Origin of the sequence: Legionella sp. (assembly GCF_047605385.1) — a bacterium.
GTDB lineage: Bacteria > Pseudomonadota > Gammaproteobacteria > Legionellales > Legionellaceae > Legionella.
The window spans coordinates 1-26,809 of sequence record NZ_JASGFU010000039.1 but is presented as its reverse complement, the minus strand read 5'-3'; the positions used below and the strand labels follow the sequence as shown (position 1 = coordinate 26,809).

Here is a 26,809-nt window from a genome sequence, read left to right as displayed (position 1 = left end):
CTCTCACTTTTTCAAGTAGTTGTGTCAGAGCAAGTCAAAACTAATTCAATTTAGATGATCTTTTTAAGTAACTGTGTTTTTTGAATAATCTACAACTCGCATAGGTTTTTGATCTGGACTACTCAAATACTGTAATGTGTCCGCATGAAACCAAAATCCAAACTTTCCTTCCCAATCACCATTACGCTGCTTATCACAGCACCATAAGCAATCTGATTCATTTAATTTTTTTAATTCCTTTGCGGCAAGTAAAACCCCATTTTGTTGCATTTGAGTGAGATGCTCCTTTTCTTTATTGCGCCATATAGTGAAGCAATTATCAGCCAAGTCACTAATAGCCCCTGTTCCTTTATTATCTAGCTTACCTGGTGGTGTAAGTTCATTCGCCCCTTTACGCGGATGAATCACAATATGAATTTGGCAATTGTGCTGGTTTTTAAAGTCACAAAGTTTTTCCATAAATGATTTTTGTGATTTGTAGTCATCCTCTGCGATGTCTAATTTCATGAGTGAATCAATGACAAAGACATCAATACCATAGCGTTGCCGAGCATAAAGAAATACATCAAGTAATCGATCTGATTTGGCGTTACCGACTAGATCAAACAGCCACAGCTTATCATTATACCAATCATGGATAGCACGTATATACTCCTCAGTAGGTTTTGCCAATGCACCTGCCTGACGAGTAAGACGCATGAGTAACCGTTTGGGTTTAATCTCTAAACTGGCAATACATACATGAGCCCCTTGCTTCATCATACCCAGGATGACTTGCCCCAAGAATTGGCTTTTGCCATGACCGTTAATACCACTCCACACGGAAAGCTCATCAGGCCTAAAAAAAGCTTATTTTTTGTTTTAATCCATGGTGATTCATAACCAAGTTGTGTGCCAGATGGCGGATAAAATTCCTCTATCACTTGATCAACAAACTCAGCAGCTGATTTCAGTTCTTCTGGATCAAGTGTTCTAGCCTCTGAAATATATTGGTGCATTGCTTTTTTGGATATTCCATTCTGTAGACATTCATTAGCATCTTTATAGGGCAGTTTGACTACACGACAACGATGACGACCCAGGCGTTCTATTAATTCCTTAGTAGCAATATACCCTTCTTTATCATTATCTAAACATAGATAGAGCTCATCAAAAATTGCCAACCGATCAAATTCGTACTCAAGCCATTTTTGTTTATTACCACCACCCCCACCAAAAGGAACTGATAGTGCAGGCAAGCCATATTGATATAATGAAAGAGTATCAATTTCTCCTTCACAAATGATTATAGTACGCACATTGGCAGGAATTAAATCCCAACCAAACAAGCAAGGCTCACAATTTGATTCAACTACAATTTGTTTCTTTCCATTAATGCGATCTAATCCAAGATACTTTACAAAAATAAGTTCATTATCACGCCAATAAGGAAAAATAATCTGCCTATTTTGCTCGCCTATTTTATAAGCATTGATTGTCTCAATCCCCAATTTTCTTTCATTCATCAGATAGCTCATAACAGACGATTTGTGGTTTAACTGGTTAGTATATTTTAATACTGGCTTAGTGAACTTATGGGGCTTATGTGCTTCGAAATGTGGCATCGCTATACCAAGATAGTGGGTCGCCTCTTTAATCGCCTCTGATAGATTTAATTGACGAATTGCAGCCCAAAGATCAAGCAAGTCACCTTTCTCACCGATTGCAAAATCACACCATATTACAGCCTTATTGCCAGTGAGGCGGACTTTAAGTGAATCTCCCACCTCTCCCTGAACGCTACCTACACACCACTCACTCCCTTGTTTTTTTCCGTTTGGCAGTAATTCCGTTTGGCAGTAAATAACGGGCAATGTCTTCAGCACACAGAGACAGCCGTTGTGATACGTCTTTTGCCATCATCATGTTAAAGCACCCCCGCCATTAAGTTATTTGAAGTACTGTCCAATGGATCAATGACTGGCTTATCCGCAGTGGCAATAAACCGCTCTATATGCTCCGCATCACGCAAGATGAGAGTTATGTCGTCATATACTTGATTGCGATCGTTTTGCCCCATATGGAACGATGTATTTTTACAACCATCTATGGCTTTTTGAAGCTCTGGTACGATGTAGCCTAATTTAAGAGCTAGATCGATTGTTCGCTGCCTTTTTTTATCCAGTTTGGCACGAGGATGGCTCATAGTCTTTTGCCAGTACTCAAAGAGTTGTGTGCCAACATCATTTGATGAAGGAGTAGAAGCATAGACAGGTGAAGTATAAACTTCACCTATATCCTCTCCATTCCCTTCCTTTCCATTCCTTTCCCTAGTTGAAAGCTTGTTGAAGGAGTAAAGACTATTCATTGATGATTCATCTAATCCTCACCGTATAATCGTAGAATTATCTTCGATTTTCTTAAGTTCAGATTGAGGCAAAGGATAACGATATGTTGGTCTATCAATGCGTTGGTGATTTTTCCAGCCTGTTACAATCCAGTAAGACTTACCATCGATGACATATTCGCGTATAAGCTCATTCTGTATAAGTTCATTTACCCATTTTTTAATTTCTTCTATGGTGAAATTATCAGCAGGAAATATTTGAGCTTTAAGACGCACGTAGGATATGGGAGATGCACCATTATCATCAGCAAAATTCCACATTCCAATAAAAAGTAACCTTGCATGTGGTGAGCAAGCAATTATTTGCTCGCTCACCCAAAACTCAGGTTTTATTGTTCTTATTCGCGACATAATGTCCTCCTAATAATCCGATCAATCAGTTCGCCTAACTGCTTGCTTTCGACCCAAAGCTGGTATTTAAGTTCTCTGGGTAAATCGTGTTCTGTATCTCGCCGTGCTTTTATAAGTGAGAGCCTTCGTTGCAGATCTTTAAGCTGTGCTGTTAGAGCTTGTGCACGATTATTTTCCATAGGTTACTCCTTGCGTCCTTTGTAAATATAAAGACCAACTCGATGTATTACACCATTGGCATCAGGCTCATTTGTCCAATGAGTTTCAATTAAATAGCCTTTTGCGCGTAACTCTTTTACGCGTCCACAAGGATGTAAAACTCCTAGTTTTTCACGAGCTTCTATAGTTGAGAATTTATGATTTTTTTCCAGATAACTTAAAATTCTTTTTCTTTGAGTCGAAGCTGCATTATCATAGAGTGACTTTTGGGATTTAGTATTGCACAGGTGCTCAGCTGGACAGTTCGCTTTATAGGCCATGATTATTACCTCCTTGTTGGCCATCAACCCAAGCGAAAAATGCAGCCTCATCAATAAGCACACGCTTGCCAACTTTCTTGACTACACCAAATTGATCAAATCCATTTGTTTTTCGATTAAAGATTAAATTGCGTAAGCCACCAATACGTGGCCAGTCGTGATGATCATTCCAGTTTGGAACAGGAATAAATTTTCTATTAGTTGTTGACATTTGCCACCTCCTATCATTCAGCACTCTGCGAAATTGCTGTGTGCTATGAGGGGCAGTATTTCATTATGGTTTCATCGATTATGTCATTTTATGAAAATGATGACGCTAACGATGAAATTTTTTGATTCTTTGAGTTTTTATAATCCGGTATATGCTCAAATAACGATCAATAATCTTCTTCATCCTCTACTTCATCATCATAAAGATCATCATAGGTTTCTTCTGCAAACTTTATCACCCCAGTGTTTAGCTGAGTGACATAGTTTGCAAAGGCAGCTTGTGAAAAAGGTTTTTCACTCTTATCGCCCGTACACCATTTGATTTTGGCTTCATTTCTCCCATGAGACCATGGATCAATTGATTCTATCCAAATCAAATTCAATGCTTTTATTTTTCTCCAAATAGCTTCAGCAGTTTTGTTACTTGAACTTTGATAGATTTTTTGAATCAACAACTTTAGCTTATGTACGCGGGTTTTTTTACCTTTCCCTTGAGGCTTACTAGTAGGTTTTACTTCATACTCATGGTATAAAACTTCCAAGTCCTCACGTGAAATAATCAGATTTTTACCTGCAGATAAATGGGATTTTTTTGTAAGCAAAAAAAGAACTTAATAGCATCAATCCCCGGAAATGGCTGAAGATCAATATAACCAGTAGGAACTTCATCAAAAAAATGTGAATCTATCCTCCAGCCAAAAGTTTTCACGCTACTTAACTGATCTTTATTAATATGAGACTCAATCTGGACTGATTGAGAATTTGAGATTTTGTCCAACGTTACTATGATTTCATCCCCCATATCTAAATAAGCGGACAAATAACAAAATCCTATTGCTACCGCCTCCTTCCCACGCGTCTTAGCAGCATAAACTGGTCGCGAATCAATATATATCAAGGGATGAATAATTCCTTCTAAAACACAATATCTAAGCTGATAAAAGCCAAAAATCATGTCTTTTTGTTTAAAAAAATTACTAATTTCATCTAAGCCAAAATATTTCCTTTTCATACTCAAATCATCCAAAAATTACCTCATTCATCCGAGCTACCACTTTACTTGTATGAGCCTCAGATAAATGAGCGTATCGTTTAACCATTTGCAAAGTTTTATGTCCAAGTATTTCAGCAATTTCAGCAAGACTAGCACCATTCATGGCAAGGTATGAAGCACAGCTGTGACGTAGATCATGCCATCGAAAATCAGTGATGTCGGCTCGTTTTAATGCGTTTTCAAAAGGGGTGCGTAGATCAATGGGGTTCTTGAAGTTTTTACTTGGGAAAGCAAGCGGGCAATTAACGTGGCGAATTTTGGCGTGCTCTTTCATAAGCTCCAGCGCATGACCAGTCAAAGGTAAAGCACGGCGTTCACCATTTTTTGTTTCGTGTAATGTTATAAAGCCTCTTTGCAAATCAATATCCTGCCACTGCAAACCTAAGATTTCCATACGCCTAGCCCCTGTAGACAAAGCCAGGACTACCGCCAAATAAAGACACTCACTGTCGCTTTTTTTACATTCCTCTAATAAGCGTGCTCGCTCATCATCAGATAAAAAGCGCACACGTCCCCCAGGTTCTTTGGGTTTTGTTACGCGGCGCATAGGAGAATCATCAAGCCACCCCCACTCTTTTACAGCTAGGGTAAAAGCATGTGATAAAGCAGCCATATAACGCACTACGGTTGAAGGAGAGCGTTTTGCGTTCCGTTTTGTTATTCCCGAGGCTAATTGGTCACGCTTTTCTGCAACCATGGCTGGAGAAATATCTGCCAAACAAAATGAACCTAGTTCTTCTTTCCACCAATTGAGATGCAATAATGTGTTTTTGCTGTTTTTAGGTTTGGTAGGCAAAATATCTTTAATATAGCGATCTATCATTTCACCCAGAGTTCTACGCTTAGATTCTGTAGTTTTAAAATGCCGACCTTCGCGAATAGCTGACTCAGTTTGCTGCACCCATTTTTGTGCATCAGTTTTTCGTTCAAAAGTTGCAGTTTGGGTGGGAAATCCTTTTAATCTTACTTTAACACGGTAGGTGACTTTGCCTTCTTTACTGATACGTTTTTCAATATTTGCCATATAAATCTCTACAACTAATTACAGATGGCGAAAGACTACAATAAAAGACAAAACATGGCAGCATGGGATATACAATCCGATGTATTTATTTGTTTATTCATTGATTTTAATTGGTAATTTTTATGTTAACTCTCTTGATGGGGCACTTTAGGGGCAGTTCGATTCAAAAAGCACAAAATATTGATCAAATTATTTCCAAAAATCATCCTCTTTCCAATTAGCAGGCAAACCCATATCACTCACAGGAATTTCCTTAAATGTTTCAAATAAAGAAAACAGTTGGTCCCGCCATGTATTTTGGGAGTTAATACGCTTCATCATGTGGGTTAATATGGATAATACAATAGACAAATGAGTGTGTTGGTGCGCTGCATCTAAATAAACAGGCCAGCAAAAACCTTTTATCGTTGCGTTGACAGGTATAATACCAAGTTCACGATTCCATAGACGTGCATGATGAGCACAAATATTCCTGACCACTGTAATTGTATGAAGCCAACTTCCTAATAATGGCGGATAAAGTTCAAAAATACGTGCAATTTTTTTCTTATCTTTATCTTTAGCAAGTCCTTCATACATGTGAGATAAATCACCAAAAGAAAGTTCTTCCAGCATTGCCCATGCAGGCATCAAGGCTGGTGTGTTGTAGGTCAAAGCATAGTGTCTAGCATAATTTTCTTGTTTGCGCTTATCTTTCAAAACGATTTTATGATTTACATCGACTGTAGTAAGGCGCTCAATACGAGCACATTCTCTAGCGTAATCTTTAAGGGCTGCTTTTTGTTTGTCTTGGATTGTTTGAATTAGTCGTGAATGGTTATAAGTGGTTTTAAAATATTCTATATTAAGGTACCAGTGAGTGCCGTACTGGTTACACATTTCATCGGTTATACTCGCACGAATAGCAACCTCTATGCGCTCTATGGCATCAATAACAAGCAAACGTAACCGCCGGTCAAATTCATAAAGCTGTGTAAGTTGTTCGAAAGTAACGTCTTTCTTAAAATGATGCTTTCCTTGAGCCCTAATCTGTAAAGGCCGCATGTAAGGCGTCAACCTAAAGAAACTCACTGTTTTTAAAAAAGATAAAGCCTGATCTTGATTGGCAATAAGTAAACCACGACTTTTAAGAAATTCGATTTGCTCAAGGGCTGTTGTCGCAGGTTTAGTGAAGGAGAGCATGTTTTATTTTTCTTTTGGGTAAAAAAAACCCGCACGATTTAAGCATATTGACCGAAGTCAATGGAGGCTTGGCGGGTATGTTACATTTATTATAGCTAATTGTGGTGTATTGTGTAAAGTGCTTATTAATAATAAATTAAGCACACTTAATGATCATAAGCATGAGCTTAGTTGGGTGCTGTAGAGCATCTTCTGTATCAATTACTTGATGTTCTTTAAATTTCAGCTTTCTATAACATTGAATAGCACGTACATTTCGTAGGTCAGGATCAACAATGCAATATCGATATTGTGGGCAAACATGAGCTTCTATGAATGTTCGGATAATTTGCTGTCCCAATCCTTTTCCAAGCAATCCCTCATTCCCAATAAATAAATCCATTCCCATAGCACTCCTCACAATCTCTTCAGCTAAATTTTGATTGGGCCAAGGATAATCACTTACTTGATATGACTGCAAGTAACCAATAGGATTTTCATCAAGCGAGATGATAAATCCTGATACCGGTTTATCTCCACAAATATAAGGGGCAAGCTTTGCTAAAACCTCTTCTTCTGTCCAAGAGCGAAGTGAATAAAACTTTTGTACGTGGGGAGTATTAAACCACTGGAACATTAAAGGAATATCTGAGAATGTTATTGACCTGAAATCGATCTTGATTGCATCATTATTTACCCTATTACTTTTTAGCACGTTGTAATACCTTATTAACGAAGTCTAATTTTTCATCAGTGTATTTTTCACGGTCATACAAATGCTTTTGAGCCAATTTAATTTTTAATTGCTCATATTCTTTAGCAACATCAGGATGTAATCGCAGGTAATCTCTGAAAAGCAATTTATTACGCCAATGATCTGAGTTTTGCTCAAATATGTGGACATGATGCGTCCGCTTTTCACCATAAGGAGGCATGCCTTTCACAAAGAACATTCGGTTTAGATCTGGATTGTTAGCCCAATACTCATAACCGAGTTTTTGTAAAATAGGCACTGCGATAAGTTTGATGCTTTCTAAAGAAGGTACTGCAATTTGAATATCCAATATCGGTTTTGCAGATAGACTCGCAATTGCCGTGCTACCTACGTGCTGAATATCAGCAATTGCATCGATAGGAAAAGCTGACTTTATTTTCTCAATTTCTATTTCCGCCATCAATGGCCATTCAGTATTGTAGGGCACAAGGTTTACATGGTCTTTTTTCAAAACATCTGGACTGTCTGCGATATAATCTTCAGCAGTAATAGCCCAATGTTCATGTCCACGCCATTCATCGTTTATTTTTAAATACCGTGGAGAAAATCCTTCATAACGAAAACCATTACTTTTTACTAAGTGGATTGAGCGTGTATTTTCTGGTTGTATGTTGGCTTCTAATCTATGCAATCCTAGCTCTTCAAATACTTTTTTCTGTACTAATTTAAGAGCAGTGCTCATGTGCCCCTTGCAACTGTAATCTTTTATTCCATAAAACCCAAGAAAAGCATTTTGAAATGCTCCTCGAACTATTTCGCTGATATTGAAAACACCAACAATAGTGCCTGACTCATTACAAGCTAAGTAACTTTTCTGATTAGATTGTTGGGACCGATGCCAATACTCATCAAATTCTTGCGAGGTAAGTGGAGGGTTAACCCAAGGGTGGTGTAAAGATTGACTGGATAGCATCGCTTTCAAAAATGCTTCTTTGTCTTCAAATTTTAGTTCGCGGAGGATAATATTCATTATAATTTTCACATATTGATCAATTGATAAGCTCAGCCAATTTTATAGCCCGGCTCGGATCAACGTTATCCTCAATAAACCACGCTGCCATTAAAATTAATCGTATGAACACCCAGTCCCTAATTCGTGATGCATCAAGCCCGGATTTTTGTGCAAGCAGCTCAACACGTTTCGCAAATACATTTTTTACATCGGTGGTAATAGTAAGCTCGTTTATATACATAAAATCAAAGGCTGCAATTTCAAATTCCGCTTCTCCAATAACGCCTTTAGGGTCAATAGCAAACCATTCATTCCCATGCTTTAAAATATTGTCATGATGCAAATCACCGTGTAGAAAAATAAGTGGTTTTGGTGAAGAAAGCATTTTATTTCTTAGTTCGATTGCTTTATTTAATAGCGTTGTAGGGATTTGCGTTAAATAAGGTTCGTCGAGCACTTTTAGCCAATCAGCAACAGAGGGATGATTTGATTCTTTAGGTAATTGCTGGAAATGAAGTCTTCGCATTGTTTCTACATAGCAGTCCGTCACATAATCAGGGTTATCTTGATATAACGATTTAAGAGTTATCCCAGGAATCGCTTGTTGTAATAATAATGCATTATACCTATTGTCATAATCAATGAGCTTAATAGCTCCCTGGGGGCCAAGGTTGGCTAAAGCTTGCTTTTCATTAAAAATACTCTGCTCATCATAACTAATTTTTAAGACAACAGGCTCCTTTGAATTTAAAATTGCTTTGGCAACGTAATTAAAGGTCATATTAGAAACAGGAATAATTTCACTCAAGTTCCAGTCGATTGTAAGTGCTGTAACAATAGCAGGCAAATTATCAATCCAATCTGCGCCCTTTGAGCCATAAAGATTTGTTATGTTTTGCCTTAGTGTTTTCATTGAAGTAAATCTTTCATTACCATGTCTCACTCTTAGTAACATAATAAGCCATTGTCTCATACGGGTGTGAGTGCTTTAAAGCAGAGATTGCAGAGGCCATATTTTCTTCTTTACAAACTATTTCCACTTTATATTCCACTACCTCTTCTAATTGATTCACCTTGCCAATAAATGCATTGCTACCTTCTAATGGCTTAAATTGACCTGCGCCTCGAACTTGCCATGCACAAGAAGAATAATTGCCTATTTGTCCTGCTCCTGCTCCAAACATAGCTAATTTGACTTGTTCAAGATGTGTTTCAGGTACATAAAAATTGATAATATACATATTCATTTTCGCTATTTCGCCCCACCTTCAAATTCTTCAAAAAGGCTTCGATTTTACTCTAATCTAATATAAATCGCTATTTGATCAGAACCACTATATGCCTCAAAGTCACTGATAAAATTACGCCGATATTCTGTATTGGTTTCAAAAAACTCCCATATTCGTTTCCACGTTTCAACCACCGCAGCAGGCATTAGACCTGCGCCTTGGAAAACAAGATAATTTCCTGCTTGAATAGTAACAGTGCTTAATTTAGCTGATGCACAGGAAGACTCAACTCCAGCAGTAACCGTATAAAAACCATTGGCATCAGAATCGTAGTTTGAATAAACACCATAAATATGAGCATTAGTAGCTAGATCACTAGCATAAAATTGCTGCCAAAGACTAGGTAATTTTGCTGTCTTCTCATTAAATTCATCTTTGTTTTGAGTCCTTACACTGAAGCCAGAAACAGTAAAGCTTTCTACTTTTTTCACCGTTGGTGATATAGACATTTTTGTTATTCCTTAATATTGTTAACGCGCATTGCTGTAGAAATTTGTTGCATATCGTGCTCGCTTATTTCCAGAAGTCCAAAACGAAATTGATAGCCCCAATTCTTTTTATTTTTTGCGAAATCCAGATGGTCAAGAAGCAGGATAATTGCAGTTTCTTGCGACTCAAACCAGCAAACATCTCGCCGAAATAGATAAAAACCATTACCCATGTCCATTTGATAAGGCTCACCTTCTTTAATTTGTCCTATTGCTGTGAAAGATTGTAATTTATCTTTACCACCAAATGTGATCGTTGGTGAGTAATAAACGACCCAATCACTAGGCTTTAAACGGTTTAAAGGAGCTGCTTTGCCATGACAAACTTGCATAAAACCTTGCGCACGCCCATTTCTAACGTGTTCTGCTGATGCAACAGCACTCCAGCTTTTCACTATGCTTTTCCAATAGAAGCCACTCGTAATCGATGACCATCCAGATCAAGAGCAACGAAAGTGTAACCAAAAGGAACCTGCGTTGGAGGCAGAAGAATATCTATTTTTTGGGCTTGCCATGCGACAAATAACTCATCGACTTTTTGATTACTATCCAGTGTAAAGGCTAATTCACCATTACCACTCTTTGCTTCAGTAGGTGGCATAACAGAATATTTTGCCTTTAAAGCTAAACTCATGCCATTTGATAATGTGAAGCTATGAAAGGTTGGTGATGCTTCTTCTGGTTTTATTCCGAGCAAATCCTGATAAAATTGGCTGGTTCTCGCAATATCATCAACATAAAGCACAATTACATTGGGTTCGAGTATCATATTTTTCCTTTTAAATTAGTTGATTTAACGAACCTAGTTTACCAATATAGACTGACAGTTTTTGTCAGTAGTGAGCGGTTATTTATTGCTCAGGAATATTATGAATTTCACGCCATTTTTTGAGTAGGGTTCGACGACGCTTAGGATAACGTCTTTCTAGCTGTAGTAATGTAACGATTCTATCTGTCCTAAAATGGCGAAAATCGGCTCGAAGCTCACACCAAGCAACAATAACATGTACCTCTTCAAAAAAACCAAGTGCTAGCGGCCATATAATACGTTGAGAGTTTTCTCCGTGGAAATCTGTATAAGTCATTTGAAGCTTATGTTCTTGACGAATGGCATGACGAATCAAGGATTCTTTTTCATCATCACGTTCTATCAATATTTTAGCTGGTCCAATTAACAAACCTGAAAACTCAAGTTGATGCTTAAGATCCTCTGGAAGAACAGCGGCTATTTTTGCTAAAACATTTGTTGCTGCAAGCCCTAACTTTTTGTCGGTTCTACGCGCCACCCATCGCGAACCAAGAACTAATGCTTCGATTTCCTCTTCAGAAAACATCAGCGGGGTAACATAAATCCTGGACGTAGCACATAGCCAACACCAGCCTCACCTTCCACTGAAGCTCCCTGTGCTTGTAAAGTGGCTATGTCTCGATAAAGTGTCCGCAAACTTATGCCAAGTTCCGAGGCTAAATGCTTTCCACTAACAGGATAACGATATCGACGAAGTATCTGGATCAGATCAAGAAGACGTTGCGCTCTGGACAAATATGCATCTCCAAACCAATTAACACTGACATATTTTGGCAGCATTAATCTTTAATTTCTATGCCTTAATCTAAGATTTATTTTTGGTGAAGCACGGCATTTCATTTTGTGATGTGTTGCCACTTGTTATTCTCAAGTGCCCCACAACTGCCCCATGAGATATTTAAAATATAATGACCAAAATTCAATTTATTGATTATAATAAACAAAATTTGATTTTATTTGGAATAATCACGGGACTCATAATCCGTTGGTCCTAGATTCAAGTCCTAGTGGGCCCACTAATAAAATCAAGTAGTTATGTGTAGTTTTAGAAAAGTAAAAAAGTTTGTGTAGACGCAATGTAGACACTTTAATGAAAAAATTAATCTTAATTATGAATAAGTTAGTTTTAATCATCTGCTTTCTCTATGAGTTCAAATAAAGCGGTCATCCTCGAACATACAACGGAAGTTACCAGTGCTGACAGTCAAGGTAGGGCTGTGAGCGGTCATCTGGATAACAGCCCATTTTTTATGAGGCAACCCGAGAAAAACCCGATTTGCCAAACAGATATTTGCATACTACATTTAAAATATGAATGCTTTCTAATCACTTTAAATACATTTAAATCCATTTGCATGAAAATTCATCCAAGAGGAACAAATACTATGCACAGCAACCCCCCTAATGATAAATCCCCACATCGAGTATCTCCACCAAGGACCCCACTAAAACCGGGAGATAAGGGACTTGTAGCAGCTGATAAGGGTATCAACCCAGAAACATCCAAAAATGATCGAACACTCGAACTAGCAACTGACCAATCAATAGCAGCACGCCACCTACTCTATCACCCAAATGCAACGACTCTCGCTGTCGTGAACCGCTGCGCCGATGGAGTCGGATCTGTAATGGCACGCTTAGCTCACACTGGCAATAAAGACGGAGATCTTGCGAAAGACGAAATCCTGATTAATATGGTCAGCAGGTTAATGGCTGACGGCTCAACAGGACGAATCATCGGATTCAACCAAGAAGTTGATGAACTGATGAAGATGAAAAAAACAAGCCCAACACCTCCTGAGTATGCCGAAAGAGCCGAGAAGCTCGCTAACAAATGCCGAGAAAATATGGCCCACATCACAGCCACTGCGAAGATACCTGGCCCTGATGGCGCGCTTGCCCGCCAAGGTCTCCTAGCATTTATGGGGGATCTCGGTGGATTGGAAAAAACTGAAACGGGCTTCGGACTAGCATTCAAAGGCCCTATCGGCAACGAAGACCCAGACCCAAAAATTGCGGCTAAAATTGCATCCAAACATGTATACGATGCCTATGTTGCCGGACTTTGCGATGCTCAACGCAAACTCAACGGACAAGGACCAGCCTCTCCAGAAGAGGTGAGTAAATTTGAAGTAGAATTCGCTGCTGCCAGAGCAGCAACCTCAGTGAAGGGTGGTGTCCTTTCTGCACCAGCGCATACCGCAGCCAAAAAAGCAGAACGCGCCCCGGTCACATGGGATGTTCGGGTACGCGAAGGGTTACTCGATCAAGGCAATAAGGCAGAGGATAGACTTAAGAAGGCATATCCTGACCATAAAAAAACGCTAGTGGATGCCGCTTGGCCAGGTTATCTCGTATCCCCGGAAGTTACTAAGAATGTTGTAGAACCAGTAACAGGGCACGTCTCCGGAACCTTCGGTGAGATGGCAGTCACCATGAATTTATTCTGCGGCACTCCTCCTAAAACGATGACTAGAGAAGACCCTTCAGGCTTAGGAAACTCAAAAAATGAGGCACAGCAGATCCAGGCGTCAGCAATCGCAGCTTTGTCAGGTGCAGGCCTTATCACTGCGGGCTTTCACTCCGCCGTCGAGATGTTCCAGCCCATGAGCACATTCACCACACAAGCTACGACAGGTGCTCTGGGACCAAAAGCCGTCGAGGATACGATAACGCACGCGAAAGCTCTTGAGGCTTATGCCAACCACCTGGACAATTCTAGTGATAGATCAGCCTTTACATACACAAGAACCGTAACTCCCCCTCCTCCTCTCCAACCTTATCAAGATACTTACAAGCTCACATCACATGAACTTAATCTCGATAAAGATCATCTCATGGCTAAGTCCCAAAGCCTCGCAGATGTAGCAACCAAATCCGTGGACATGATTTCAGTCCTCCAGGGTGAGGGAGGCACAATCGCGACGCTTGATGTGTCACGAATAATGGCTAATCATTCAACCGATCCACAAGTTCCAGCCAAGTTGTACAGCGTGACTACACGATTGGAAGAACTAGGGCAAGGAGGATATACTCCTGCGCTTAAGTTAGCACGTGATTTAATAGAATCGCCTCTCAGGAACGAGAAAACACAAGAAAAGCTACTAGAATTTGCCGTCAAAGCTGCTGAATTGACTGCCATCCATAAAGATAAAAACTTGATAGCATCAAAAGCAAAAGAAGAAGCTTCTCGTTTAGAAATAATGGCTGTCGATAAAGAATCAGCTTTTGATAAAACGAATAAAGAAAGAGATAGAATATTATCGATAGGATGGGGAACTACTGGTAACTATTCCGCAAAAGACAGAGCGGAGGCTAGAGAACTCTCAGAAAAATTTGATGCAGTATGGATGTCAGTTCGCAAAGAAGCAATATCGTCAAGAAAAGAAGCAGAATACTCAAAAGAAACACAAATAAAAGCACAAGAAATAGCTGACAAAGCTGAAGAAGCAAGTATAGATGCGCAAACAGAAGTTTTAGATATAGAAATAGTAGAAAGACAAAAAGCAGCAAACCAATCCCCACATCGAGTATCTCCACCAAGAACCCCACTAAAACCGGGAGATAAGGGACTTGTAGCAGCTGATAAGGGTATCAACCCAGAAACATCCAAAAATGATCGAACACTCGAACTAGCAACTGACCAATCAATAGCAGCACGCCACCTACTCTATCACCCAAATGCAACGACTCTCGCTGTCGTGAACCGCTGCGCCGATGGAGTCGGATCTGTAATGGCACGCTTAGCTCACACTGGCAATAAAGACGGAGATCTTGCGAAAGACGAAATCCTGATTAATATGGTCAGCAGGTTAATGGCTGACGGCTCAACAGGACGAATCATCGGATTCAACCAAGAAGTTGATGAACTGATGAAGATGAAAAAAACAAGCCCAACACCTCCTGAGTATGCCGAAAGAGCCGAGAAGCTCGCTAACAAATGCCGAGAAAATATGGCCCACATCACAGCCACTGCGAAGATACCTGGCCCTGATGGCGCGCTTGCCCGCCAAGGTCTCCTAGCATTTATGGGGGATCTCGGTGGATTGGAAAAAACTGAAACGGGCTTCGGACTAGCATTCAAAGGCCCTATCGGCAACGAAGACCCAGACCCAAAAATTGCGGCTAAAATTGCATCCAAACATGTATACGATGCCTATGTTGCCGGACTTTGCGATGCTCAACGCAAACTCAACGGACAAGGACCAGCCTCTCCAGAAGAGGTGAGTAAATTTGAAGTAGAATTCGCTGCTGCCAGAGCAGCAACCTCAGTGAAGGGTGGTGTCCTTTCTGCACCAGCGCATACCGCAGCCAAAAAAGCAGAACGCGCCCCGGTCACATGGGATGTTCGGGTACGCGAAGGGTTACTCGATCAAGGCAATAAGGCAGAGGATAGACTTAAGAAGGCATATCCTGACCATAAAAAAACGCTAGTGGATGCCGCTTGGCCAGGTTATCTCGTATCCCCGGAAGTTACTAAGAATGTTGTAGAACCAGTAACGGGACACGTCTCCGGAACCTTCGGTGAGATGGCAGTCACCATGAATCTATTTTGTGGTACCCCACCTAGTAGTGTGAGTAGGCACAACCCCGCGGGTGACTCAATTCCTTCGGCGGATAAGAACCAATTAACAGCAATAGCAGCCCTCTCAGGTGCGGGTCTAATCACTGCGGGCTTTCACTCCGCTGTCGAGATTTTTCAGCCCATGAGCACACTCACCACACAGGCTACGACAGGTGCTCTGGGACCAGAAGCTGTCGAGTCAACATTAATGCACGCAGAGGCTCTTCGAGCTTTCGTCACTCATCTGGACAATGGAGGTGATAGATCTACCTTTGTACATACAAAAACAGTAACTCCTCCTGACCCTTTCAAGCCTTACCAACTCACATGCACACTTAACGAGGAGGAACTCCAACTCAGTAAAGAGAATCTTATGGATAAAGCGCTAAGCCTTGAAGATGCCGCCACCAAGTCCGTAGACATGATTTCACTTCTTCAGGGAGAAGGGGGCACAATCGCGACACTCGATGTGTCTCGGGTGATGGCCAATCATTCGACAAATCCAGATATGGTATTCCAGGAGTACAGCCTAAATACGCGATTGGACGAATTGGGCCAGAAAGGATCCACAAATGCTCTTAAGAAAGCGCGCGAACTGGCACAATCGCCTGACACAAGCAAGGAACTACTTGAACTTGCCATCGAAGCTGCTGAATGGGCCTTTGAAAGCAAAGAGATGCATGAGCGTGCTTTAAGGGCAGACAAAGAAGCTTCTCGTTTAGAAACAATAGCTGCCGATAAAGAAGCAGCATTTGATAAAACGAATAAAGAAAGAGATAACTTATTAACGATAGGATGGGGAGCTACTGGTAACTATTCCGCAAAAGACAGAGCAGAAGCAAGAGAAAAGTCAGACGCATTTAATAAAGTATGGACGTTAGCTCGCAGCGAAGCAATAGCGGCGAGAAAAGAAGCAACAGCTGCAAAACAACAAGCAAATGAAGCTCATTCATTGGACAACGAGCATGCAGTTGAAACTAGAAAAGCCGTACTTAGAGTATCTGAAGTAGAAAATGATGAGTTAATAGCACCACGAAGAAGTGCAGAACTCGACAACGTAGCTGAATTAGACATCGAAGAACCTAAAGTCCATCAAAAAGTCGAAACAGAACCTGTAGTTAAAGTCGATATGGAACGATTTAAACAAGCAGTAAAAAACCCAACATCCCAAGAGGAGAACGAAAACTCAAACTCATTTAAGCCATCATGAGGCGAGTTGGTAGCTTAACTATGTCCAGAACATGGTAACCTCAATCAGGTGAAAATTTTCAACGGAACACTTTAAACGGAGCCAATCCTTCTTCTGCGTTCTCAATTTCTTGGATAAGATCTAAAGAAACAATTAAATCCACTAGTGTTGGTCGTTTCTTTGGATCGTTCTCTAAGCAACTATCGATCAATGATTGTATCTCAGAATCTGGATTCTTTAATAAATCAGACATCAGTACCCCAAGAGCGTATATATCCATTTGTGGAGTAGCTAACACGATATTTGGGTCTACTGACCAACATTCTGGCGAGATGTGCTTATAGTTATAGTCCTTCTTGTGTTGCTCCACGATATCTTGATTTGATTTCTGAAACGCTAAAGGCTCAATGCCTGTTCCTGTAGGCACAGAAAGACCCCCATCAATTAAATAGCTTTTTTGTGTACTGGAATCATAATAAATATTATCCGATTTCAGATCGAGCACAATAATCCCTTTATCATGGCAATCTTTTAATGCGTTCACAGCAGAGCCAAAGAGGATTTTTTGTAATTTAGGATTATCAATTATAAGCTCTTTATATGGAATATGTGGAATATAGGGTACAACAAGTCTGTAATCCATTCCCTTTTCTATATTAAATAGATAAGATTGCTTTTCAGGGTAAACCGTTTGGAAAAACCTGCGTTTAACCCTAGCTTCTTCTATATCTCCAGGTGTCACGACCGGATTTAAAACAGCAACCGCTTTGTTAGAGCGAGATTGAAACAGCCTGGCTTGGGCATAATCACCTTTGCTTCCAAGATTCTTTACGGGAGAATACTTAGTTCCTCCATCAGATTCATACCCTGAATCATATCCTGAATCCTCTGAATCTCTTGAACTTGTTCTAATTTTGTTTTTTTTGGTTTTGTAATGTGGCATAGTAATTACCTTACAATTAGGAGTCCAACTCATGGTCCTGCTCTCGAAGAACCACCTTTGAATATAATGGTATCACAAAGATCAAATTTAACCCATATGGAAACAAAAACTTATTCAAATATCTTGCTTACTATTTTGCTTTTAACTTAAATCAGAGACCCACGATTTAGTTATTTTATTCAACAACTAGATCAAAATAATTTCAAAATGGTAACATTAATTTCTAAAATATGCAATAATAAAAACCCCTATCCAACAGGGCGAGTCACTCACGCAACCAATCCATTAATCTCTTTACAACAATCAACGCTTTGAATGCTCACATAGGCCATTGTTCCTTCAGAAAACTTCAACATTTCATACTTCTTTATTATTTGATTTATTTGTTTCAAGATTATACTTTGGTGAAATCGCCCTGCCGTTATTCCTCATTTTTCTCTGAATATAGGCGCAAACATTAAAAATTTAGGGCATCAAGGCACGACAATATGCCACAGCATTTAATATTTTTGATAATTTACAGTAAGACTTGATGAACACGATTTTCTGGTTTCCTACCCTCTAAAAACTGGTGTTTTTCTTATTAATGCTGTTTTAAATGCTGACAATCCTGCATTTGGACGATTCAAACCTTTCGTGGGTGTTGGTATCGGCTCTGCCATTGTTTCTGTTTCCGGCGCTTCTGCAATTCAGCTTAGCCCGCCTGAACCTGGCCTTAATCACTACAATTCCCATGCCAGTAATACGGCGTTTGCTTTTGCTGCACAGCCCAAGATTGGTGTGAATTTTGATATCGGCTCTCGTGCGAGTATCTTCGCTGAATACCGGTTTCTATATCTTTCTAGCACAGATTACACCTTCGGTTCTACTGTAGCTGCAGGTCATCCAGCTACCTCTCCCTGGCTGGTGAACATCAAATCCCAGTATTACAACATGGGCACAGTAGGTATCAACTTTGATTTGTAATCTGTAATCCATCTCCACACTTCTGCGCCGGGTGATTTATCCGGCACAGGTTTCCATTAGCAGTGGAAAGAGCTAAAATAGCCGTTATGAACACATCTGAAAATTATCGCTTTACATTTAAACCCGTTATTGAATCACAGCAGACGCTTGTTCACGAGTGGCTAAAACAAGATTACATACAAGAATGGATTCATGGAGCTGGTCTTCAAAGCACCCTTTCTGGGCTGGCTAAATTTATTCAGTATTATGCAACAACACAAAAAATTGATCGCACCTCAAATTTAACACAGCATTGGATTGGCTATGAAGGTGAGCATCCTTTTGTATATTTACTGACATCTAACATACTTAAACATGAAGTATGTGAGTATGCAAAATATCGGAAAATTGATGGATTAGCAATCACCTTAGATATTTTTATTTGTGATCGCCACTATTTGGGAAGAGGTCTAGCGGCTCAAATCATCAAAGAGTTTTTGATAACTCAATTTTCTGATGGTTCCGAAGTGTTTATTGATCCTGAACAAGGAAATAAAAGAGCCGTTCATGTTTATCAAAAAACAGGATTTCAAATAGTCGGAGAGTTTATTGCTTCCTGGCACCCAGTTCCTCATTACGTCATGAGGCTCGACATGAGGAAGTTAATAGATTATTAATACGTCCGTTTAATGAAGATAATATTATTCCTTATCCAAATACTGCGTCGACATCTGCAAAAGAAAAAACTATCAGACTAAGACTTCATTCAAAAAAATCTCAATAGCTATCTACATCGGTACAAACGGTTAATAAATTAAATGCCAAGCAATATTCTTATTATATAGCCTGGCACATTCATAGTTAAGAAAAAGTCCGGATACAACGGAAAAAAACATCTGGAGGGCTAGTAACATTTTTCCCCCTACCACCACCTTGTTGGCTATTACCATTAGTTCTGAAGCCTTGCAGCCATGCAGCGTTCTGAGGATTACCTCCCTTTTCAGTAGAGCTCCAGTAATCATTAATAGCAAAATTACCAATATTGTTAGGATGAACCAAATTTTCTTGTATATTTTGTAACGTTGATGCTACCGCAGTGCCACAACCGGAGCCATCCCCAAACCCATCAAATCCCATCTCACAAATTGCAGGTAAATACCAATTGGTATAACAAATATTTCCAACTTGGCAAGGTGAGTTACCAGCAGAATCTATTGGTTGACTGCAGATAGATGCCGCATAATTTCCTGTTCCATAAAAAACCACTATATTATTAGTATTACAAACCCCATCAGTTGCCCCATTACAAGCTATTTGACCGGGTAATGGTTGTGGTGGTGTGGAAGAACCAGCGTCAGGACTAGCCAAACTGGTTGTTGAGAATTCATCAACCCCATAGATAACATCCAAAGTAGGACTCCATATCGAATTCTGACCCATACTTTGGTCTTGCGCAGCTACAACCTTCCCACCCACACTCATTTGGGTTGCTGTTGTATCGTCAATTGAAAAAACAAACCCGCCCTGATAATTATTACCATAGGTTAATACAGTAATATTAGCAGTCAAAGGTGGGCTTGTATTACTTCCTTGAATAGTAAGGATACTGGCAATGGGAGCATTAGGGGACGCTGTGCTTGGAATAGAACCTGGTGTAATCGTAAGAACGCAACTATCACCTGGTGCAATAGAGCTACAACCAGGAGAAATAGTAGTGCCATCTGGCAAAGCAGGGATGATTGAATAAGTTAATCCTTCAGCAGTCATCGTCTGAGAGTTATTAGTAATGGTCAATGTTCTTGCTTTGGATGTGCAAAAACTACCCGTCCATACATTTTGGCATGTACTTTGATTCACTCCTGCTGTTGCCGTAAAAATTCCATTTGTCGCTAACACAAGATTATTCGAAGAAAGACTTAACGCTGGCTGAAGTTTCACTTGCAAACTGCTCACCTGATTGGGTTGATAACATTGATTTAGATTTGGACTACCATTGGAATTAGCTTGACAAAGTCTTGGCCCACCGATGATACCGTTTGCAGGTAAAGCCGAGCCTATAGCGGTTAACGTCAGGGTACAGCTGTCTCCTACTGTTCCTTTCGGCGCTATAAAGCAAGGCGCACTTTGTTGGATACCAGGAAGAGGTGCTATTACTAAATTACGAAACCGATTTGTTTGATTCGATACTGTATACTGAATCATCGCAGTTCCTGTTGTCGGCACTAATACTTTCGGTGGAAAATCAGAACTGGGACTAAAAGTCCATAAAGGAGCTCCTGCGTAACTTACAAAGGAAATTAATAATAATGATGTAGAAGATGCTACGCGATTCATCATGTCCATGATAGTACTTTTCCTTAGCCTGTTGTGTAACGTTTATTAAAAGCCAATCATTTATAGAAAGAATTAAGACGTAAATGATGACATTCACATTTGATCGTCAATGTGACAAATTACTTTTTATTTTTTTGCAATTTTACTTCAAAAAACAAGTAAAACGAATAAGTATAATTGAAAAAACTATATCTAAAAACTTTTGAAAGGTATCTGCAATGATATTTTTTTGCCTCATGTAAATGACCGCAATCTACTTTCACAAAATAATATTCTTATTTTTTCATTTTAAAAAGTGACATTAATGCTTTTGCTCCATCACGTACTAATTGGCGAATTATTTGGCGAAACAAGGTATTTTTAGTTATCGTCGTGATGATTACGCCAATACGTGATGGCCCCTTATTTGAGAGCTCCGCCGCTGTTGATTGCGTTTCTGCTGTGGCTAATAAATCTTTAGCGGAATTTATAGTTAACCGCTGCTTATAACGCGGATATAACGTGGAACCAGCAACAATTTGCTGTAACTCTTGAACTGTCAGCACCCCCATCCTGGATTCAGGTGGTCTTATCATGCAGTGGATCAAGGGTGTTGGTTCACCTTTGGCATCCAGAGCACTAACTAAGGCTTCACCTATTCCTAAAGAAGTGAGTAGTTGCTCTGTCTTATAATAAGTGGAAATTGGAAAATTTTGCGCTACCAATTTCATTGCAGTTCGATCTTTTGCAGTAAATGCACGTAAGGCATGTTGAACTTTCAATCCCAACTGGCTTAAAACATTTTCCGGAATATCGTTAGGTGATTGCGTACAAAAGATAATGCCAATCCCCTTAGAACGAATTAATTTAACTACCGTATCCAACATATTCAACAAGGCTTTGCTGGCATTACGAAAAATCAAATGCGCCTCATCAATAAACATCACTAATTTAGGCTTGTCCGGGTCACCTAACTCTGGCATCACTCGATAAATGTCTGATAATAATTTCAGCATAAATGTGGAAAAAAGTTGTGGTTTATCCTGCATATCTAATAAACGAATGATGGAGATAACTCCTAAACTTTGAGCATTAACATTTAACAAATCCTGTACATTAAATGCTGGCTCCCCAAAAAATTCCGCGGCACCTTGAGCTTCCAGGGCAACTATTTTACGCATAATAGTTCCTAAAGACGCACCAGCAACTGAACCATAATTTGCTTCTATTTCTGCTTTTCCAGCGTCTGTTTGAGCGAATAAAATTAAACTTTTCACATCGGCTAAGTCAATCAGAGGCAATTTTTCTTCTTTAGCATATTGAAACAATACGGCAATTACTCCTTCTTGGGTATCATTCACATCTAACATACGCGCAAAAAGCACCGAACTAAAGCTTTCAACAGTAGCGCGTAAAGGAACTCCAGGTTGCGATTCACTTAAAGTTAAAAACTCAACTGGAAATCCTCTTAATGTGGGCTCTAAGTTTAATGACTTATAGCGAGCCTCCAATGCATCTGTCATAATACCTGGCATTGCCAAACCGGACACATCGCCTTTGATGTCCATCACCAAACTAGGAACTCCGGCTAAAGAAAGCTGCTCGCTCAAAACTTGAATGGTTTTAGTTTTACCGCTACCTGTTGCACCAGCAATTAAGCCGTGACGATTAAATGACTTTAACACCAAATATGCAGAACCATCTGGTATTAGCTGACTATTAACAATAATACCGCCTAACTGCAAAGACACACTCTTGCCAGCTTGATAAGGAATGCGCAAGTCTTTGTACATGATTCATATCCTTGTAAAAACAACTCTTTTTATTGCTGTAGTTGCTAAAAGCTTTATATATCGTCTACACAGTCAACTTCACTACATTTTTGTTATACCGACGCATAAACGTTAATGCAAGCACTACTAAGCAAATCAACAACCACGAGGGTGATACAGAATTATCAGTATATTCTACCAATATTAATGACATCAATGGTGCCAATCCAGCTGCAAGACTGGCGGCGCTGGAATAAATTACCGATAACACAGTGCAGCGTAAATTCACTGGAAACAGTTCCGGTAAAATAACCGGCACAGTTGCCGAATAAGCGCTTGCAGCAATGGAAATAAGTATGTGTGAGCAAAGAAATGCCACAAAATTATCCGTTGCTAAAAAATAAAAAAATGGCTGTGAAAAGAGCATAAATCCCAAACCTGCCATAGCTACAATGCGCTCACGAGATATTCTATCGGACAGCATTCCAAAAACTGGGAAAAAACACAAAAGCGTGCCCAAGGCCACAATATTCGAAATAATGATTTGATAATCGCTAAAATTGCCATAAACATGTGCCTGACTAGGTGCATAAATATAGATTTGAAAAGTTATTGTCACCCCGAGGTAGCTAAGTAAAAAAGTATTAATGCATTTTAATTTATGCTCTGTAATGTATTTAAAAGAATTAATAAATAACTTAATGTGATTGGGCCGTGAATGGTTTGCATAATAGCGTACATATTCAATACTCTCAGGCATACAGACACGAATATACAAACCTATGGAAGAACCTAATAAAGCCAAAACAAAAGGAGTACGCCAAATCATCCATTCTAATTCTGGATGTTTTTTTATTAAATAACTCACCCCCAAAAACACGAAAGAAGCGATGAGCATCCCCGCTGTTGCCCCAAATGCGACCCAGCTTCCTAAATATCCTTTATTCGATGCGCCAACACTCTCAATAAGGTAAGCTGAAGAATTAAGATATTCTGCTCCTGCAGAAAAACTTTGGATTACTCGCAGTATGACTAACAAAACCATCGCGGCAATACCAATAGCACTGTCTGAAGGAATAAATCCAATTGCTGCGGTGGATATTCCCATACCCAATATGGATGCAGCTAAAATAATCTTACGCCCATAAATATCAGAAAGAATGCCCATGATTGTCGCGCCAATAGGTCGCGCTAAATAGCCGGCAAAAAAAGTTAAAAATATTAAAAAGACACCCTTGGATTCATCACCTATTAAATATTTTGCCAAATAAATGGAGGACAGGCCACAAATTGCCATATCAAATGCTTCAATTAAGTTACCTAATAAGCTGGCAATAACGATTCGAGTTTGATGTTTCATTGAGATAAAGACCTTTGTTGTAATTCAGCAATAATGATTAAATCCTGTGCGGGAAAACGAATTTGGTTTGCTAAAATATTTACATCCATATTTTATTCCACTTTAACCATAAAATTGTAACGTCCACATTGGAGTTTCATCTAAAATTAACTCCAATAAGCCAGGAGATGTTAGCACTCCTTTTTGAGGATTTCCACCTTGAAAAAAATACATCTACTACAGAAAAACATTAAAAATCAGTGGTGCAATTTTATAAGCGCGTTACAATAGGAATTTGTGATTGTATAGTCACATAAAATAACTAAATAATAAAAATTAATGGATCAATTATCTTATGAAGATAACATTGTCTTTGCAGTATCTAGTTTCAGGGATGAAAAATAGATTCCTGTATAGTTGCTTCATTTTAATATTCTCTACCCATTGTTTTGCATATAATAGTGATTACGAAATTTCAAGGAAAATTGCAGAAATTGAAAAAAAATCCAACAGTATTATGGGCATTACCGCAATTTATATTGAGAAAAATAAGGTCATTCAACATAATAGCAACAAACGTTTTTTCATGGCCAGTACTATCAAGCTGCCAATAGCGTTGGCATTCTTACATCTTGTTGACCAAAAAAAAGAATCATTGAATCGGCTTATCAAAATGGATTCACATAATTCAGTTCCTGGTTCAGGCAGCTTATATCATCTATTTGAAAAGAAGCAAATTAACATTTCATTACAGCAAATACTCAAATATGCACTGATTAACAGTGATAACAGCGCCAGTGATGCCTTACTACATGCAGCAAATGGTCCGCAATTTGTTAAAAAACGTATCGATGATTTAGGCTTTAAAAATATTTTTATCAATCGCTCTATTCTAGAAATGCTCTTAGATACTAACCATGTGGATCATGCACTGTTACACAAACCACAACCTGTATTCGTTTGGGAAAGAACTTTTAATAAAACACCTCTTAAGGAAAAGAAATTAGCCTGGCAGCGTTTTGAAAAAGACATTCGAGACACCACTACTCCTCATGATATGGCACAATTGCTGGTAAAGGTTTATAAAAACCAAGCTCTTTCTAAATCCAGTACTAAATTGCTGATGGATATTATGGAGCGCTGCCGCACAGGCCGCAGCAGAATACGCGGCATGCTACCACCTGGTATAAAAGTCGCTCATAAAACAGGAACCTGGGCAATTACTGAACCCAAATATATCCGCTACCCGGGCGCCAAGAAGCTCTATCGGTTTACCAGTGATGTGGGGATTATTACATTACCCAATAATAAAGGGCATATTGCCATAGCAGTTTATGTCAAATCCCGCTCAGTCAGTGATTACTCACGCAGTCATGCAATTGCATTAGCAAGCCGCGCCATCTATGATCACTTTATGAAACGTTCATGAATAGAAGGACCACACCAAAGTATAATCTTGAAAGAAAAATTAATATTTACTTAATAATTATTTATTAAAATAAAAATTTTAAACGTTATGATTTAATCAAGCACAACCCATGACTTATAGTTATAATCCACATCGCCACGTAAAAATTTGGCTTAGTAAAGAAAAAAATACTTTTTTAAATCTAGAGAATCGTGTACGTCTTGTCAAAATGAGGGATATTAATCCCAAAGACGAAATTTATTTTATTTATGATAGTAGTTTATTGTCTGAAAAGGCATTGGAAGATCTAAACACATTTTGTACCAAGTACTGTATTACTCCCAAAGATGTACAAAAAGATATAATTCCTCATTGCCTAACTAATGAGGAGAAAAAGTTAATCCAAATTTATTTAGATGAAATCTATCATTTAGATGAAGGTGGAAATTTAGCTGTAGCGAGTGATATTTTACGTTGGTTACACGCGGTCTATAGACTTGGCACTTATCATGATTTTGATAAAGATGTTGATACGAGAATACTTCCCGATACAATTTTTGTTGAGAGGCCCCTGCTGATTAACCTTAGTAGTGCTATTGTCACAAGAGACCTTAAATTTGTACGCATGAAGAACGATTCTATTGCAGTTGTCGATGAGCAAGATGCATTACCCTATATCCAAAAAATACAAAAAGTCATTTATGCTAATTGTTGTACGCAACCATCAAATGAACACACTTCCATGGAACAATTTGTCTTAATATACACACATTGCATACATGAATTATCATTACCTTATGCCACTGATTCAAATCTAGATATTGAAAACCTTTCTCTATTAGGTTCAATCAGCAAAGGAAAAACTGTACGTAAAGTACGTCATGAAATTCTAAATATCACCGCCAATAATCTTAACTTTGCTAAAAATGTTTTAGAAGAGCTCGAACAATTTTCCCATCTATCTGAAAATGAAATAATTGCAGCAGCAGCTCGCATACATAGAAATTCATTAGAACAACAATTAGGATTGCATTTACCTAAAGATCAACACAAACAAATTGAGGCTCTTGCTGCAATAAAAGACGATCGGGCATTTTTAACTCAAGTACGCAACAATATACGCTTAGAAATGTTGAAAACTAGCGTAATTTACACCACAGGTCCTGGTGCAATACTCTTTACATTATTTGACAAATTAGTGTATGAAAAAAGCATATTTAATAATCAAATCGCTCCCTTTTCGTTTGCTCATTATGAACTAGATAACGTTTTTAGTTCTGAAAATAGCTGCTCTTTGCATGCAAATGCAAATGCAAATGCAAATGCAAATGCAAATGCAAATGCAAATGCAAATGCAAA

29 protein-coding genes are annotated in these 26,809 nt (G+C 39.0%); 5 read left to right on the top strand and 24 right to left on the bottom strand.

Going from position 1 to position 26,809, the window contains the following annotated elements; genetic code table 11:
* Positions 1–63: 63 nt before the first annotated feature.
* The 20 genes from QM652_RS09735 to QM652_RS09640 all read right to left on the bottom strand — a co-directional run bounded on the left by QM652_RS09735 (position 64) and on the right by QM652_RS09640 (position 11,712).
* Positions 64–822, bottom strand: coding sequence for a hypothetical protein (locus tag QM652_RS09735; protein ID WP_415075257.1), 759 nt, complete (start codon positions 820–822; stop codon positions 64–66).
* Entirely contained in the window at positions 759–1,865 is a 1,107-nt protein-coding gene (locus QM652_RS09730) for a toprim domain-containing protein (protein ID WP_415075255.1), read from the bottom strand. The genes QM652_RS09735 and QM652_RS09730 overlap by 64 nt, the downstream gene beginning before the upstream one ends.
* 41 nt (positions 1,866–1,906) lie before the next feature.
* Positions 1,907–2,347: a hypothetical protein gene (locus QM652_RS09725; RefSeq protein ID WP_415075253.1), complete on the bottom strand. Its 441-nt coding sequence runs from the start codon at positions 2,345–2,347 to the stop codon at positions 1,907–1,909.
* Positions 2,348–2,365: 18 nt separating this feature from the next.
* Complete coding sequence (locus tag QM652_RS09720) at positions 2,366–2,737, bottom strand: hypothetical protein (protein WP_415075251.1); 372 nt, start codon at positions 2,735–2,737, stop codon at positions 2,366–2,368.
* Entirely contained in the window at positions 2,725–2,916 is a 192-nt protein-coding gene (locus tag QM652_RS09715) for a hypothetical protein (protein ID WP_415075249.1), read from the bottom strand. The genes QM652_RS09720 and QM652_RS09715 overlap by 13 nt, the downstream gene beginning before the upstream one ends.
* Before the next feature lie 3 nt (positions 2,917–2,919).
* Positions 2,920–3,216 (bottom strand): helix-turn-helix domain-containing protein, encoded by a 297-nt coding sequence (locus QM652_RS09710; RefSeq protein ID WP_415075247.1) that lies wholly within the window; start codon positions 3,214–3,216, stop codon positions 2,920–2,922.
* Positions 3,206–3,427, bottom strand: coding sequence for a hypothetical protein (locus QM652_RS09705; protein WP_415075245.1), 222 nt, complete (start codon positions 3,425–3,427; stop codon positions 3,206–3,208). Before QM652_RS09705 ends, QM652_RS09710 begins: the two co-directional genes overlap by 11 nt.
* Before the next feature lie 166 nt (positions 3,428–3,593).
* Positions 3,594–4,028 (bottom strand): hypothetical protein, encoded by a 435-nt coding sequence (locus QM652_RS09700; RefSeq protein WP_415075243.1) that lies wholly within the window; start codon positions 4,026–4,028, stop codon positions 3,594–3,596.
* Complete coding sequence (locus QM652_RS09695) at positions 3,986–4,438, bottom strand: hypothetical protein (protein WP_415075241.1); 453 nt, start codon at positions 4,436–4,438, stop codon at positions 3,986–3,988. Before QM652_RS09695 ends, QM652_RS09700 begins: the two co-directional genes overlap by 43 nt.
* Before the next feature lie 7 nt (positions 4,439–4,445).
* Positions 4,446–5,504: a tyrosine-type recombinase/integrase gene (locus tag QM652_RS09690; RefSeq protein ID WP_415075239.1), complete on the bottom strand. Its 1,059-nt coding sequence runs from the start codon at positions 5,502–5,504 to the stop codon at positions 4,446–4,448.
* A gap of 189 nt (positions 5,505–5,693) precedes the next feature.
* Complete coding sequence (locus QM652_RS09685) at positions 5,694–6,686, bottom strand: Abi family protein (RefSeq protein WP_415075237.1); 993 nt, start codon at positions 6,684–6,686, stop codon at positions 5,694–5,696.
* A 136-nt stretch (positions 6,687–6,822) separates the two neighbouring features.
* Positions 6,823–7,380, bottom strand: coding sequence for a GNAT family N-acetyltransferase (locus tag QM652_RS09680; protein WP_415075235.1), 558 nt, complete (start codon positions 7,378–7,380; stop codon positions 6,823–6,825).
* Positions 7,367–8,410 (bottom strand): GNAT family N-acetyltransferase, encoded by a 1,044-nt coding sequence (locus tag QM652_RS09675; RefSeq protein WP_415075233.1) that lies wholly within the window; start codon positions 8,408–8,410, stop codon positions 7,367–7,369. Before QM652_RS09675 ends, QM652_RS09680 begins: the two co-directional genes overlap by 14 nt.
* A 19-nt stretch (positions 8,411–8,429) precedes the next feature.
* Positions 8,430–9,305: an aminoglycoside phosphotransferase family protein gene (locus tag QM652_RS09670; protein ID WP_415075231.1), complete on the bottom strand. Its 876-nt coding sequence runs from the start codon at positions 9,303–9,305 to the stop codon at positions 8,430–8,432.
* A gap of 16 nt (positions 9,306–9,321) precedes the next feature.
* A complete protein-coding gene (locus QM652_RS09665; protein WP_415075259.1) occupies positions 9,322–9,633 on the bottom strand; it encodes an NGG1p interacting factor NIF3 in 312 nt (103 codons plus the stop codon).
* 53 nt (positions 9,634–9,686) lie between these two features.
* Positions 9,687–10,130, bottom strand: a complete 444-nt coding sequence (locus QM652_RS09660) for a GyrI-like domain-containing protein (protein WP_415075229.1) — start codon at positions 10,128–10,130, stop codon at positions 9,687–9,689.
* Between the two features lie 5 nt (positions 10,131–10,135).
* Positions 10,136–10,564 (bottom strand): EVE domain-containing protein, encoded by a 429-nt coding sequence (locus tag QM652_RS09655; RefSeq protein ID WP_415075227.1) that lies wholly within the window; start codon positions 10,562–10,564, stop codon positions 10,136–10,138.
* Positions 10,564–10,938, bottom strand: coding sequence for a VOC family protein (locus QM652_RS09650; protein ID WP_415075225.1), 375 nt, complete (start codon positions 10,936–10,938; stop codon positions 10,564–10,566). Before QM652_RS09650 ends, QM652_RS09655 begins: the two co-directional genes overlap by 1 nt.
* Positions 10,939–11,020: 82 nt before the next feature.
* A complete protein-coding gene (locus tag QM652_RS09645; protein WP_415075223.1) occupies positions 11,021–11,503 on the bottom strand; it encodes a helix-turn-helix transcriptional regulator in 483 nt (160 codons plus the stop codon).
* The gene (locus tag QM652_RS09640; RefSeq protein ID WP_415075221.1) at positions 11,503–11,712 is read right to left on the bottom strand and encodes a helix-turn-helix transcriptional regulator; all 210 of its coding nucleotides are present in this window, start codon (positions 11,710–11,712) and stop codon (positions 11,503–11,505) included. Before QM652_RS09640 ends, QM652_RS09645 begins: the two co-directional genes overlap by 1 nt.
* A 410-nt stretch (positions 11,713–12,122) precedes the next feature.
* On the opposite strand from QM652_RS09640, the gene QM652_RS09635 reads away from it, so the two are divergent.
* Positions 12,123–16,751: a hypothetical protein gene (locus QM652_RS09635; RefSeq protein ID WP_415075219.1), complete on the top strand. Its 4,629-nt coding sequence runs from the start codon at positions 12,123–12,125 to the stop codon at positions 16,749–16,751.
* A 58-nt stretch (positions 16,752–16,809) separates the two neighbouring features.
* On the opposite strand, the gene QM652_RS09630 is transcribed toward QM652_RS09635, so the two are convergent.
* Positions 16,810–17,673, bottom strand: coding sequence for a protein kinase family protein (locus QM652_RS09630; protein ID WP_415075217.1), 864 nt, complete (start codon positions 17,671–17,673; stop codon positions 16,810–16,812).
* 636 nt (positions 17,674–18,309) lie between these two features.
* Between QM652_RS09630 and QM652_RS09625 the strand changes: the two genes are divergently transcribed.
* Together QM652_RS09625 and QM652_RS09620 are read left to right on the top strand one after the other, a co-directional pair.
* The gene (locus QM652_RS09625; protein WP_415075215.1) at positions 18,310–18,639 is read left to right on the top strand and encodes a hypothetical protein; all 330 of its coding nucleotides are present in this window, start codon (positions 18,310–18,312) and stop codon (positions 18,637–18,639) included.
* A 62-nt stretch (positions 18,640–18,701) separates the two neighbouring features.
* Positions 18,702–19,295, top strand: coding sequence for a GNAT family N-acetyltransferase (locus QM652_RS09620; RefSeq protein WP_415075213.1), 594 nt, complete (start codon positions 18,702–18,704; stop codon positions 19,293–19,295).
* Positions 19,296–19,479: 184 nt separating this feature from the next.
* On the opposite strand, the gene QM652_RS09615 is transcribed toward QM652_RS09620, so the two are convergent.
* From QM652_RS09615 to QM652_RS09605, 3 genes are all read right to left on the bottom strand, one after another.
* The gene (locus QM652_RS09615) at positions 19,480–20,961 is read right to left on the bottom strand and encodes a DUF1566 domain-containing protein (RefSeq protein WP_415075211.1); all 1,482 of its coding nucleotides are present in this window, start codon (positions 20,959–20,961) and stop codon (positions 19,480–19,482) included.
* A gap of 266 nt (positions 20,962–21,227) precedes the next feature.
* Positions 21,228–22,724, bottom strand: a complete 1,497-nt coding sequence (locus QM652_RS09610; RefSeq protein ID WP_415075209.1) for a helicase HerA-like domain-containing protein — start codon at positions 22,722–22,724, stop codon at positions 21,228–21,230.
* A gap of 64 nt (positions 22,725–22,788) precedes the next feature.
* Positions 22,789–24,063, bottom strand: a complete 1,275-nt coding sequence (locus tag QM652_RS09605; RefSeq protein ID WP_415075208.1) for an MFS transporter — start codon at positions 24,061–24,063, stop codon at positions 22,789–22,791.
* Positions 24,064–24,397: 334 nt separating this feature from the next.
* Between QM652_RS09605 and bla the strand changes: the two genes are divergently transcribed.
* Together bla and QM652_RS09595 are read left to right on the top strand one after the other, a co-directional pair.
* On the top strand, positions 24,398–25,471 hold the full coding sequence (bla, locus tag QM652_RS09600; RefSeq protein ID WP_415075207.1) for a class A beta-lactamase: 1,074 nt from the start codon (positions 24,398–24,400) through the stop codon (positions 25,469–25,471).
* A gap of 109 nt (positions 25,472–25,580) precedes the next feature.
* The coding region (locus tag QM652_RS09595) for a glycosyltransferase family 88 protein (protein WP_415075206.1) at positions 25,581–26,809 on the top strand (1,229 nt) is incomplete at its 3' end.

Coding starts and splice junctions, on each gene's coding strand:
- QM652_RS09615 (WP_415075211.1), bottom strand. CDS start 20,961: ATGGACATGATGAATCGCGTAGCATCTTCTACATCATTATTATTAATT.
- QM652_RS09725 (WP_415075253.1), bottom strand. CDS start 2,347: ATGAATAGTCTTTACTCCTTCAACAAGCTTTCAACTAGGGAAAGGAAT.
- QM652_RS09715 (WP_415075249.1), bottom strand. CDS start 2,916: ATGGAAAATAATCGTGCACAAGCTCTAACAGCACAGCTTAAAGATCTG.
- QM652_RS09705 (WP_415075245.1), bottom strand. CDS start 3,427: ATGTCAACAACTAATAGAAAATTTATTCCTGTTCCAAACTGGAATGAT.
- QM652_RS09685 (WP_415075237.1), bottom strand. CDS start 6,686: ATGCTCTCCTTCACTAAACCTGCGACAACAGCCCTTGAGCAAATCGAA.
- QM652_RS09635 (WP_415075219.1), top strand. CDS start 12,123: ATGAGTTCAAATAAAGCGGTCATCCTCGAACATACAACGGAAGTTACC.
- QM652_RS09690 (WP_415075239.1), bottom strand. CDS start 5,504: ATGGCAAATATTGAAAAACGTATCAGTAAAGAAGGCAAAGTCACCTAC.
- QM652_RS09650 (WP_415075225.1), bottom strand. CDS start 10,938: ATGATACTCGAACCCAATGTAATTGTGCTTTATGTTGATGATATTGCG.
- QM652_RS09610 (WP_415075209.1), bottom strand. CDS start 22,724: ATGTACAAAGACTTGCGCATTCCTTATCAAGCTGGCAAGAGTGTGTCT.
- QM652_RS09645 (WP_415075223.1), bottom strand. CDS start 11,503: ATGTTTTCTGAAGAGGAAATCGAAGCATTAGTTCTTGGTTCGCGATGG.
- QM652_RS09605 (WP_415075208.1), bottom strand. CDS start 24,063: ATGAAACATCAAACTCGAATCGTTATTGCCAGCTTATTAGGTAACTTA.
- QM652_RS09665 (WP_415075259.1), bottom strand. CDS start 9,633: ATGTATATTATCAATTTTTATGTACCTGAAACACATCTTGAACAAGTC.
- QM652_RS09660 (WP_415075229.1), bottom strand. CDS start 10,130: ATGTCTATATCACCAACGGTGAAAAAAGTAGAAAGCTTTACTGTTTCT.
- QM652_RS09630 (WP_415075217.1), bottom strand. CDS start 17,673: ATGCCACATTACAAAACCAAAAAAAACAAAATTAGAACAAGTTCAAGA.
- QM652_RS09675 (WP_415075233.1), bottom strand. CDS start 8,410: ATGAATATTATCCTCCGCGAACTAAAATTTGAAGACAAAGAAGCATTT.
- QM652_RS09670 (WP_415075231.1), bottom strand. CDS start 9,305: ATGAAAACACTAAGGCAAAACATAACAAATCTTTATGGCTCAAAGGGC.
- QM652_RS09710 (WP_415075247.1), bottom strand. CDS start 3,216: ATGGCCTATAAAGCGAACTGTCCAGCTGAGCACCTGTGCAATACTAAA.
- QM652_RS09720 (WP_415075251.1), bottom strand. CDS start 2,737: ATGTCGCGAATAAGAACAATAAAACCTGAGTTTTGGGTGAGCGAGCAA.
- bla (WP_415075207.1), top strand. CDS start 24,398: ATGAAGATAACATTGTCTTTGCAGTATCTAGTTTCAGGGATGAAAAAT.
- QM652_RS09695 (WP_415075241.1), bottom strand. CDS start 4,438: ATGAAAAGGAAATATTTTGGCTTAGATGAAATTAGTAATTTTTTTAAA.